Origin of the sequence: Paracoccus sp. R12_2, assembly GCF_017744015.1 — a bacterium.
In the GTDB taxonomy this organism is placed as follows: domain Bacteria; phylum Pseudomonadota; class Alphaproteobacteria; order Rhodobacterales; family Rhodobacteraceae; genus Paracoccus.
In genome coordinates this window covers 76,338-88,220 of the sequence record NZ_JAGHRA010000002.1, presented here as the reverse complement: position 1 = coordinate 88,220, position 11,883 = coordinate 76,338, and the positions used below count along the sequence as shown (strand labels likewise).

At 62.3% G+C, this 11,883-nt stretch carries 8 protein-coding genes; 2 read left to right on the top strand and 6 right to left on the bottom strand.

Going from position 1 to position 11,883, the window contains the following annotated elements; all coding sequences use genetic code 11:
* Positions 1-317: 317 nt before the first annotated feature.
* Entirely contained in the window at positions 318-4,808 is a 4,491-nt protein-coding gene (locus J7359_RS03085; protein WP_209055075.1) for a tandem-95 repeat protein, read from the bottom strand.
* A 353-nt stretch (positions 4,809-5,161) separates the two neighbouring features.
* Between J7359_RS03085 and J7359_RS03080 the strand changes: the two genes are divergently transcribed.
* A complete protein-coding gene (locus J7359_RS03080) occupies positions 5,162-5,527 on the top strand; it encodes a hypothetical protein (RefSeq protein WP_209055074.1) in 366 nt (121 codons plus the stop codon).
* Between the two features lie 16 nt (positions 5,528-5,543).
* On the opposite strand, the gene J7359_RS03075 is transcribed toward J7359_RS03080, so the two are convergent.
* From J7359_RS03075 to J7359_RS03060, 4 genes are all read right to left on the bottom strand, one after another.
* Positions 5,544-7,808, bottom strand: a complete 2,265-nt coding sequence (locus tag J7359_RS03075; RefSeq protein ID WP_209055073.1) for an adenosylcobalamin-dependent ribonucleoside-diphosphate reductase — start codon at positions 7,806-7,808, stop codon at positions 5,544-5,546.
* A 61-nt stretch (positions 7,809-7,869) separates the two neighbouring features.
* Positions 7,870-8,769, bottom strand: coding sequence for a lysophospholipid acyltransferase family protein (locus J7359_RS03070; RefSeq protein ID WP_209055072.1), 900 nt, complete (start codon positions 8,767-8,769; stop codon positions 7,870-7,872).
* Complete coding sequence (locus J7359_RS03065) at positions 8,766-9,548, bottom strand: GNAT family N-acyltransferase (protein ID WP_209055071.1); 783 nt, start codon at positions 9,546-9,548, stop codon at positions 8,766-8,768. The genes J7359_RS03070 and J7359_RS03065 overlap by 4 nt, the downstream gene beginning before the upstream one ends.
* Before the next feature lie 158 nt (positions 9,549-9,706).
* Positions 9,707-9,886: a DUF3553 domain-containing protein gene (locus J7359_RS03060; RefSeq protein ID WP_209055070.1), complete on the bottom strand. Its 180-nt coding sequence runs from the start codon at positions 9,884-9,886 to the stop codon at positions 9,707-9,709.
* Positions 9,887-9,925: 39 nt separating this feature from the next.
* Between J7359_RS03060 and J7359_RS03055 the strand changes: the two genes are divergently transcribed.
* Positions 9,926-10,558, top strand: a complete 633-nt coding sequence (locus J7359_RS03055) for a histidine phosphotransferase family protein (protein ID WP_209055069.1) — start codon at positions 9,926-9,928, stop codon at positions 10,556-10,558.
* A gap of 18 nt (positions 10,559-10,576) precedes the next feature.
* On the opposite strand, the gene J7359_RS03050 is transcribed toward J7359_RS03055, so the two are convergent.
* Entirely contained in the window at positions 10,577-11,842 is a 1,266-nt protein-coding gene (locus J7359_RS03050; protein ID WP_209055068.1) for a glutamate-5-semialdehyde dehydrogenase, read from the bottom strand.
* Positions 11,843-11,883 lie beyond the last annotated feature (41 nt).

Below are 11,883 nucleotides of genomic sequence, written 5' to 3'. Positions count from 1 at the left end.
ACGACCCCCCAACCGCATGTGATCGCCAGGTTCGGCATGCCCCGCAAGATCGGCGCCACTGTTTCGATCCTGCTGGGGGGCGGCCATTTCGGTAGGATGGAAGTTCCGGTTGATGCGGCGCGCTGCGCCGAGCCGCGCGCCGGACGACCGGGTCAGGCCCCTGGATCCATGAACACCGCGGCTTGCACGGCAACGGAACAACTCCCGTCGTTTCTGCAATCGCTGTCTGGTATTTTCTTCTGTCCGCCCGTCCCGGGACGGGATCGCCCTGCCCCGGCGTTTTCTCGCCGGGGCAAAGTGGTGATTGACGGATGCGATCACATGTCGAACATGTCCGCCTGCATCGCGTCGTGCATCATTCCGCTGCCAGGCGTCACGGTGACGAATGCCTCGCCCCTGGTGAAGTTGCCCTCTTCATCGGCAGCCCAGTAGGTGAAGCGATCTTCCCCGACGAAACCTTCGTTCGGCCGATACAGCACGGTGCCGTCATCCTGCATGTAAACGGTGCCGTTCCGCGAGTCGATCAGGCCATCGACATAGACACGCCCACCATCGGGATCGCTGTCGTTCGCCACCAGATCGATGATCAGATCCTGATTGACCGAGGTGCTGACGCGGTCGTCGCGGGCGATCGCCCCCCGACCGCCAAGATCGACGACACCGTTGAGCGAATAGCTTCTTTCCAGCATCGCGGCAGAGTAGTCCAGTTCGAAGACCAGCATCTGCTTGACCATCTCACCCGTGGCCCTGTCAGAGATGTAGTCCTCGACCAGCGCGACCGGTGTCCCATCCGGCAATTCCCAATACCCGTTTGCATTGAGAAACTGATCGACGCCCCAGATCCCCTGCTGCTCAAGATCGAAGTTGCGTTCGATATCGCCGATGGAATCCGTCTTGATGCCATCGAAGAACATGTGCTCGCGATCAGACACGATCCGGTCAGCGGTCAGGCGGAATTCAAGCCGGCCGGGCGTGAGGTCACCGCCACCCAGTACCTGCAATTGCCCCGGATAGTTTTGCCGGATATCCGAGTTGGAGATGTTCAGGAACTCTCCGTCGATGACGACATTTTCCAGGCCTTGGCCGGAACCGGTATCGACATTGGCATTATCGGTCAGATTGAAGGCGTGCTCGAAGCCGTCGATCCGAATGTTGTTGAACACCATGTCGAAGGCGTTGCCACCCAGATTGACGCCCTGATAGGCGCGATCGGTCACCTCGCCGGGTTCGGGACGCTGGCCCACCAGATCGAAATCCAGATAGGTATAGTGGCCTGTATAGCTGACGGCGACGCCCTCGCGTGTTTCCCAGTTCAGGAAACCGTCGAAGACACTGCGCACGTCATGGGCCTGATCGGGGTTCTGCTTGACGACGATCAGCCCGGTATTGGTGCCGAACGCCTCGTTGTCGCGGAAGCCCTGGATTGGCGCCTTGTCGGTTTCCAGCATGTCCCGGCCATAGCCCAGTTCGGACTGATGCATCGTGTCGGGATCGATGCTGTCGCGTTCACCCCGGTGAAGCCAGACGAACCCATGGGTGGTGTTTGCCGCCACGTTTTCGACCACTTCGACCAATCGGCCTGCGAACCAGAAACCGTCGCCTGTCCGCCCGTCATTGCCATCGACCTCGCTGTGCTTCACGGCGATGTCGCCGGCGGCCCAGCCCTCGCCCTTGATGGCGATATTGCGATACCAGGTGCCGGTCTCGTTGCCGTCCTCGGCGACAAAGGATGCCCCCCAGACGTCATAGGCGACGTTGTTGGTCAGGTCGGCGTTCGAGGAATGCTGCACGAAACCCCATCCCGGCGAGCCGTCCACGACGTTGCCCACCACGCTGGCCGGGTTTTCGATATCGGCGACGCCGGCTTCGTGGATGTGGAAGGAATAGCGCGCCTCGACATTCGTGTCGGGCGACAGGTTGCCGACGCCACCGAACGCGCTTGCCGGTCCGGCAAATTCGGATTTGTCGGTACGTCCCAGATCGTTGAAGCCCGCATAGCGCACGTCGATGTTGTCGTTGTGCATGAACATGACATGGCCGCGCTGATGGGCGGGCAGATCCTCGCCCCCTTCGCTGGAGAAGGTCACGTTGCGGGTCATGTTGGCCACATAGGCCTTGAGGTCGTCACGCGGCGTGTCGTGATCGAAGGTCAGCGGCCGGTCCAGCGTGATGGTATTGCCGCTGATCGCCGTGATGACGAGTTCCTCGTCCTGGCTTTCCGCGAAATCCGTCGCCTGGATGTCGTTGTTCCAGTAGAAGCCCTGCTGATAGGTGCCGGTCAGGACAAGCTTGTCTCCGACCTGCCAGCCTGTCGGAGCCTCGGCCAGGGTCAGCGTCGTGTCGCCGGCCATCGCATCGACCTGCACCTTCAGATGCGAGCCTTTCTCTTGCCCGGCAATGTCCACCTCGCCGAAGGCGACCATGCCGCGCGACAGCAGCGCCGGATCCCAACCCACGTCGATATTGCCATTGTCGGCAAAGACGATATCGACCGAGGTTCCCGCCTCGATCGGATCATGGGCCGTGCCGATTTCCAGACGTCCCGACGGCGAGACCACCAGCGTATCGACCAGAAGCCTGCTGTCCTGATCGGTCGCGAAATGCAGTTCGCCATCGACGCGAACGGTAAAGATCGAGGCGTCGTTCTGCTGGCTGTAGCCGACCGAGATGCCCTCGGGGATCAGCACGCGCGCACCCTCGCCGGGAACTTCGCCGTTGTGCCAGGTGGACGGGTCGTTCCAGTCGCCATGACCGATCGCCACATGAGTGGAGTCGCTGCGATCGACCAGATTCAGCGTCGCCATGTGGTTGGCCATCCCGGCCGGATGCCCCTCCATCGTGTCTTCGGGCATGTTCATGACCATGTTGACGAAGGCCGCGATCTCGGCCGGGGTCTGCGGCGGATCGATCGGCTCGAACGAGCCGCCGTGGTGATGCCCACCTGATCCGCTGTCGCCACCATCCGAGCCGCCATGATCGCCCGAACCACTGTCGCCACCGTCCGAGCCGCCATGATCGCCCGAGCCACTGTCGCCGCCGTCCGAGCCGCCGTGATCGCCCGATCCGCTGTCGCTGCCGTCTGAACCGCCGTGATCGTCCGATCCGCTGACATCGACCAGAACGCGCGCTTCGTCGCGCCCGCCATTTCCGTCACCCACAAGATAGCTGAAGCTGCCGTCACCTTCGCCGTTTCCGACAAACCGGATCTGGTCGCCGACGATCTCGGCGGTGCCGTTGGTCACGTCGTCAAGGCGGATAATCGACAGCTCGTCACCGTCCGCATCACTGTCGTTCTGCAGCAGATCGGCGATGTCGATGGTCAGAACCTGTCCGGCCTCGACCTCATAGCCGTCGTCGTCTGACGCCTGGGGTACATCGTTGACGGAAGTTACATTGACCACGACCCGAGCCGCGTTGATGTGACCGTTGCCGTCGTTCACGAAATACACGAAGCTGTCCCGACCATTGAAATTGTCATCGGGAACATAGGTCACTGTGCCGTTCGGATTTCTGACGACCGTCCCGTGCTCGGGCTGATCGAGACGATACATCGTCAACGGATCGCCATCGGGATCGATATCGTTTTCAAGAGGATTCAGCGTCAGCTGTCCGTCCTCGTCGATCCGGCGAATGTCATTTCGCGCGTCCGGTGCCCGGTTCTCCTCAGGGGTGCCGGTCGCACCACCGGTGACAGCAATAGACACGGTGGCCGTATCGCGCCCGCCGTTCCCGTCGCCCACGACATAACGGAAGCTGGCGTCGCCCGCGCCGTTGCCGATGAACCGGATCTGGTCGCCAACAATATCGGCGGTCCCGTTCCTGACATCGCTCAGTCCCACGATCGACAACGAATCGCCGTCGGAATCGCGGTCATTCGACAGAAGTTCGGCGATGTCCAGCATGAGGGTCTGGCCGGCCGCGACCGAGAAACCGCCGTCGCCGGCAGCCTCGGGCACATCGTTCACCGGCGATACGTCGATGACCACGCGGGCCGTATCTTCGCCGCCGCGCCCGTCGGAAATCGTATAGGTAAAGCTGTCGCGGCCATGAAAATCGGCCTCTGGAACATAGGTCAATGTCCCGTCGGCGTTGCGCGTGACCGTGCCGTGATCGGGATCGCCGACGGCGCCGAGGGTCAGGCTGTCTCCGTCTGCGTCCGTGTCGTTCGCCAGCGGATCCAGCGTAAGTCGTCCATCCTCAGCAAGCTGCCTCGGATCATCGCGAGATTCTGGTGCAGTATTCTCAGGTATATCGGTGGTCTCGGCCGCATATCTCAACCTGTCGCCGCCAAGATATTCCAGCGGACCACCGTTCAGCCGATGCCCGATGCGCAGTTCGGATGCGCCCCACTGTTCGAAGTAATCGACATTGATCGTGTACCACCCGGCTTCGCTGACCGTCACCTGACCCTCGGTCAGACCGCTTGCGCGCGGATCGGAATATTGCGCGACCAACTCGTCACCAATGGTCAGGCGAAACCCGTCATCGGTCATGTTGTAGAAACTGTGCCGCCCGGCCTCGAGATAGATCTGTCCCGAAAAATGCAGCGCATACTGGTCCGAAATGGCGCGGGTCGCCGGATCGCTCAGCGTTTCCGCGTCCTCGCCAAGAAAGTCGCGCAGCGCGCCGTATGAAGCAGAATAATCGAACGCGTCCGATACAAAGGTCGCGTCCGGGTCGCGCTGCATCCTGTCGAGTGCGTCGAACAGGCTGTCAAAGTCGTCGCCTGTATATACCGCGCCCTGCAGGCCTGTTTCATAGTTCACGCCCGTCGACAGATCGCCCGCCGAAACCGGAGTCCTAGCCATTTCCCGAAGACCTTCCCAATAGATTTCCCGCGACCCGGGCACGGTGCCCGGTGTCGGTCAGTCGATTTCGTTTCCGACGCGGCCAAGAAGGCATAAACAACTTAACATGGTACTAACGGAGAATGCGCCGAGAGGTTAGCGCGACCATATTTTAGGCCATGAACGCGGTGCAAGGATGGGTCCATGCTAATAGGCGGGATCGGCGGTTTTTTACCATCCCGCAGAAAACCTAGGCACAGCCGCGCCAACTGAACCGAATAAGATCAATTTGATCATCGCGTGGAACGCGAATCATCCATCATTTTAGAACCTGCAATTACAGGAAATGCGAACATAACGCTCATAATGACCCGATGTTTCGACTCGCGGTTTTGCGAATCACCTTGCTTTGCAAACGCAGGAAATTCCTGCCTTCCGCATCCGATGGAATTCCGAAAATTTTACCTATTCTTTACAAAGAGCACCGAGGAACTTCGAAAATTGTCAAATCGGCCTGCTTCCCGAGAATGCCGCAGGGCAGCGAAGTGATAAAAACACTGTCGCTGGCATTATTTCACTGCACATATGAACAAGCGCCGGCGTTTGCGCCGCATCGCTCTGGCTACGTTTTCGGATTGGTGTATGGGCCTCGGCAAGTCATGTCAGGCAAAGAAGTTTTCCGCCCAACTTGGTGTCATGAAGACATGCAACTGGGCGGAAAAATGCAAAATGCAGAATAATGTCGGGACTAAACCACTAACCGCATTTTGAGTGACCGCAGCTTGGACAGGTCATGCAGCCTTCGACCATGCGCATTCCATATTGCCCGCATGACGGACAGGCGGGACCGCGCGGCGCTTCGCCCACGGCGACCGCCTCGGCCTTCGGGTCGGTTTTCAGCCCCATCCCTTCGCCTTCCAGGAAGCCGATCGAGATCATGTGGCGTTCGATCACACCGCCGATCGCCGCCAGGATCGAGGGCACATAGCGGCCCTGCATCCAGGCGCCGCCGCGCGGATCGAAGACAGCCTTCAGCTCCTCGACCACGAAGGATACATCGCCGCCGCGCCGGAACACGGCCGAGATCATCCGCGTCAATGCGACCGTCCAGGCATAGTGTTCCATGTTCTTCGAGTTGATGAAAACCTCGAACGGACGGCGATGCCCTCCCTGCACGATATCGTTGACGGTGATATAGATCGCGTGTTCGCTGCCCGGCCATTTCAGCTTGTAGGTCGTGCCTTCCAGCGCGGCGGGCCGGTCCAGGGGCTCGGTCAGATAGACCACGTCGGCACCCTTGTCGGCCTCGGGGGTGCTTTCGGTTTTTTCGCTGACCGACAGGACGCTGCCCGTGACCTCGTTGGGACGGTAGGTGGTGCAGCCCTTGCAGCCCAGATCCCAGGCCGACAGATACACGTCCTTGAAATCCTCGAAGCTGATATCTTCGGGGCAATTGATCGTCTTGCTGATCGAACTGTCCACCCAGTCCTGCGCCGCCGCCTGCATGGCCACGTGGTCCTTGGGCGCCAGGGTCTGCGCATTGACGAAATAGTCCGGCAGCGGCGCATCACCTTTCAGGTCGCGCCACATCTGGACGGCGTAATCGACGACCTCTTCCTCGGTCCGCGAGCCGTCCTTTTGCAAGACCTTGCGCGTGTAGGCATAGGCAAAGACCGGCTCGATCCCCGAAGAGACGTTGCCCGCATAGAGGCTGATCGTGCCGGTCGGCGCGATGCTGGTCAGCAGCGCGTTGCGGATACCATGCTTTGCCACCGCGTCGCGCACCTCGGCGTCCATTTTCGACATGAAACCCGAGGCAAGGTATTTCTTGGCATCGAACAGCGGGAAGGCGCCCTTTTCCTTGGCCAGATCGACGCTGGCCAGATAGGCGGAATTGGCGATGGCCTTCATCCAGGCGCGGGTCTGTTCCACCGCATCTGGCGCGCCGTAACGCAGGCCCAGCATCAGCAGCGCATCGGCAAGGCCCGTCACGCCCAGGCCGATCCGGCGCTTGGCCTGCGCCTCGGCCTCTTGCTGGGGCAGCGGGAATTTCGAGGCGTCGACGACGTTGTCCATCATCCGGATCGCGGTGCGGACCAGATCGTCCAGCGCCTTTTCATCCAGCTTCGCCGCGTCGGTGAACGGGTCGGTGACCAGCCGCGCCAGGTTGACCGAACCCAGCAGGCAGGCGCCATAGGGCGGCAGCGGCTGTTCGCCGCAGGGATTGGTCGCGGCAATCGTCTCGGCGTAGTTCAGGTTATTGGCCTTGTTGATCCGGTCAATGAAGATCACGCCCGGCTCGGCGTAATCATAGGTTGCCTTCATGATCCGGTTCCACAGATCGCGCGCCTGAACCGTGCGATAGACCTTGTCGCCATAGGTCAGTTCCCACGGACCGTCGGCCTTGACCGCCTCCATGAAGTCGTCCGTGACCAGAACCGACAGGTTGAACATGCGCAGACGCGCACTGTCCTGCTTGGCCTCGATGAACTGTTCGATATCGGGATGGTCGCAGCGCATCGTGGCCATCATCGCCCCACGCCGCGACCCGGCCGACATGATCGTGCGGCACATCGCGTCCCAGACATCCATGAAGCTCAGCGGCCCGGACGCGTCCGCCGCGACGCCCTTCACCTCGGCGCCGCGCGGGCGGATGGTGCTGAAGTCATAGCCGATCCCGCCCCCCTGCTGCATGGTCAGCGCGGCTTCCTTCAGCATGTCGAAGATGCCGCCCATGCTGTCGGGGATCGTCCCCATGACGAAGCAGTTGAACAGCGTCACCGCCCTGCCCGTTCCGGCCCCCGCAAGGATGCGGCCGGCCGGCAGAAACTTGAAATCCTCAAGCGCGGCATAGAACCGGTCTTCCCATTTCGCAGGCTCTGCCTCGACCCGCGCAAGATCGCGCGCAACACGGCGCCAGCTGTCCTCGATCGAGGTATCGACGGGCTGTCCCGCGCCATCCTTCATCCGGTACTTCATGTCCCAGATCTGTTCGGCGATAGGGGCGGCAAAGCGGGTCATGGGGCATTCCTTGGTATCGAGGGCGGGAAACTGTACCAGATATTGTCGGATCTGCGAAGCTTCAATCGCTTTTTTCCACGGCCCGAATGTTCCCTTCAAGCCCTTGGCGAACCGCGATTTCGCATTTCAGAGAAAGGGTCTTGCGCGTCTCGTCGGCGACGGGAATCGGCGCATGCAGAATGACATCGACGCTTCCCTGGCGGGGTGCCGACAACACGGCCAGCAGATGATCGGCCAGTGCCATGTCGGCCCACCAGCCATAGAACCGCGGATCCGCGTCCGGCGGCGCGTGATAGATCACGCTCATCGGCTGGATCGCCAGCCCGTCGGGCAGATCCGGGTCCAGAAACCCCTGAAACAGCGTCGGCTTGAACGGCAGGACACGCCTGCCATCGGTCGATGTGCCCTCGGGGAAGAACAGCAGGCGATGGCCCGCGCGGATCCGGGCCGCGAATTCCAGTGCCTGCGCCCGAGCGTGTTTCGGGTCGCGAACCACGAAATGCGTGTTCGTGACCGCCGTCAGGATATTGATTCCGGGCCAGCCCCGAACCTCGGCCTTGCTGACGAAAAAGATCGGCATGGCCGCATTCATCGCCAGGATGTCCAGCCAGCTTGAATGATTCGCCACGACCGCGCCGGGGCCGCGCATCGGCTGCCCCTTGCGCCGCCAGCCGATGCCAATGCAGCTTAAAACCAGCCTGCACGCCACCCGGACATGCGGCCCTGTCCAGGGTCGCCGCGCGCCGTGGACCAGACGCTCGATCCCGCGCATCGGCAGGATCAGGATCACCCCCGCCAGCAGCACCAGGATCGCCGGCACCCCGCGTCGGACGACCCGCCACCAGCCGCGGACGCCGCTGGGACGTGGCAGCGCGGGCGGCACGCCCGCCCGCCAGGTTGCGTCGCCTCGACCCGGGTCAATCCGGATGCCGCCCGAGGTTTCGGCTGATTGGCGGGTCATTGCGGTTGCCAGCGGCTTTCATAGAACTTGCGATGCTTCTCGGACATCATCTTGGTGTCCATCAGCAAAAAGACATCCGTGGTGTTGAAATCGCGATCCACGAAGGCACCGTCGCCCACCAGCCCGCCAAGCCGAAGATAGGCCTTGATCAAGGCCGGCATCGCCACCAGCGCCTCGCGGCGGTCAAGCCGGTCGGCGGGGATCAGGTTCATGTCCTGATACCCTTCGGATCGCGCACGCGGGCACAATTCGGCAGGTGCCAGATGATGGTGATGCAGCCAGCTCAGCGACGGCGCCAGCGTCTGGATATCGGTGCCGTGAAAGCTGGCGACGCCGAACAGAACCTCGATGCCCAGTTCCAGCACATAATCCGCCAGTGCATTCCACAGCAGGAACATCCCGGATCCGCCGCGATAGGCCGGATCGACACAGGACCGACCAAGTTCCAGCACCGAACGCCCCGAGTTTCGCAACGGCGTCAGGTCATATTCCGCATCGCAGTAAAATCGGCCGAATTCCCTGGCCCGCTGACCGGGCAGAAGGCGATAGACGCCGACGACGTGATCCAGTTCCTCGGCCGAACGGCGCCGGTCCACCAGGCACAGATGATCCACCACCGGATCGAACTCGTCCCGTTCCAGTCGCGCGTCGTGGTCCACCAGCGGTCCGGTGCCGCCAAGTTCCTCGATGAACACCCGATAGCGCAGCCGTTGCGCCGCCAGCAGATCGCGTTCGGTGGTGGCGATGCGGATGTCGAAATATGACGGATCAGACTTCATGCGGCCTTCATCTGCAAAGCATGCTGCGGCGCTGGCCTGTCTAGGGGGGGCGGCAGAGGTTTGCAACAGATGCGACGACCCGAAGCTGGCCGCGGATGCAACTATCTCTTGCATGGCACAATCTTTGATTGCAATCCTTGCGCCATGCACCGAACCGTTCATTCCTTGTCTAATCCCACGATCTGCAGCGTCACGCGACGACCGTCGATGACCTTCTTGCCCGCCTCGAGAAAGTTCACGGTGATCCGATCGCCAATGCGTGACTGGACCTGCCCGTCGCCCCAGTCGGGCGCGTCGGGATGTCTGACGATCATGCCGGGTTCAAGTATCTCGTTCACAGCCACCGCTCCGCTCAACCCCACGAAAGGTAATCCCGCATGAGCCTTGATACAACGCAGATCGCGCCGGGCGATCTTGCCGCATTGCTGGGGTCGCGCCTGTGTCACGATCTGGTTTCACCGCTGGGGGCGATCGGCAACGGCGTCGAACTGCTTGAAATGTCGCCAGATTTCCCGACGATCGCCCAAAGTCCCGAACTGCGTCTGATCGCGGAATCGGTGGCGGCGGCGCGGTCGCGAATTCAGGCGTTCCGGATGGCCTTCGGCCACGCGCAAGGCGATCAGCGGGTTGCGCGCGTCGAATTGTCCCGGCTGCTTGACGGTATGGCAGCGCATGGAAGGCTGCGGATCGAACTTGACGCCGACGGTGATTTCGCCCGCCCAGAGATCCGCATGGTGATGCTGGCGCTGATGTGCCTGGAAACCGCGATGCCCTGGGGCGGACGGGTCATGGTGCTGCGCAAGCTGCCCGGCTGGCAACTTGTGGCGGAAAGCGACCGGATGCGTCCCGACCCGGCGCTTTGGTCCTGGCTTTCGGACGGCGCGACCGGCCCGGCGCGCAATCCGTCACCAGCCGAGGTGCAATTCGCGTTGCTGGCCGAAGCCGCGCGCGGATCAAGCCGCGCGCTGGCGTGGGAGCTGGATGACAAAGGCGCCGAAATCGCCTTCTAGCCAGTCCCGGCATTTTCTCTAGCTTCTGATCGTGCCGTCTCCGCTGACCAGATACTTGAAGCTGGTCAGTTGTTCGGCACCGACCGGACCTCGGGCATGCATCTTGCCGGTCGCGATGCCGATTTCCGCGCCCATCCCGAATTCACCGCCATCGGCAAACTGGGTCGAGGCGTTGCGCATCAGGATCGCACTGTCCAGACCGGCGAAGAACCGATTGGCGGTGGCGTCGCGTTCGGTCAGGATGGATTCGGTGTGCTGGCTGCCATGGCGGCGGATATGGTCGATCGCCCCGTCAACCCCGTCGACCAGCTTCGCGGCGATGATCATGTCCAGAAACTCGCGCCCGAAATCGTCGGGCTGGGCCGGCACGGTGCCCGGCAGATCCGCCAGTTCGCCGTCGGCGCGCACTTCGACCCCGGCCTGCACCAGATCGGCGATCAGCGCCTCGCGCAGCGCAGGTTCGGCGCCACGGTCGATCAGCAGGCATTCGGCGGCACCGCAGATGCCGGTGCGGCGCGTCTTTGCGTTCAGCACCACACGCCGGGCCTTTTCGGCGTCGGCATCGCGATCGACATAGATGTGACATATGCCCTCGAGATGCGCGAAAACCGGCACCCGCGCCTCGCGCTGGACAAGCCCGACAAGGCCCTTGCCGCCGCGCGGGATGATGACGTCGATCAGTCCTTGCGCCCGCAGCATGGCCGACACCGCCGCGCGGTCCCGCGTCGGCACAAGCTGGATCGCCGCCTCGGGCAGCCCCGCCTGTCGCACCCCCTCGACCATGCAGCCATGAATCGCCTGGCTTGAATGCAGGCTTTCCGATCCGCCGCGCAGAATCACCGCATTGCCCGACTTCAATGCCAGCGCACCGGCATCCGCGGTGACGTTGGGTCGGCTTTCATAGATCACCCCGATCACCCCGATCGGCGTGCGAACGCGGCGGATATGCAGCCCGGTCGGACGGTCCCATTCGGCGACGACCTCGCCCACCGGATCGCGTTGCTCGGCCACGGCGCGCAGCCCGTCCTCGATCCCGCGCAGCCGGTCCTCATCCAGCCGCAGCCGGTCGATCATCGCGTCGCTCAGCCCCTTGTCGCGACCGAACTGCAGATCGCGGGCATTCGCCTCGAGGATCGCCGGGACATTGCGTCGGATCGACTCGGCCGCACCGATCAGCGCGGCATGTTTGCGTTCGGCGCTTGCCGTCGCCAGTTCGACAGCCGCCGCGCGCGCGGCCTGTCCCATCTGTCCGATCAGCGCCTCGGCGTCGTCCATATCCTTCATCGCCCGTGATCCTTGCCCGTCATTTTTCGAATGTAACGCCC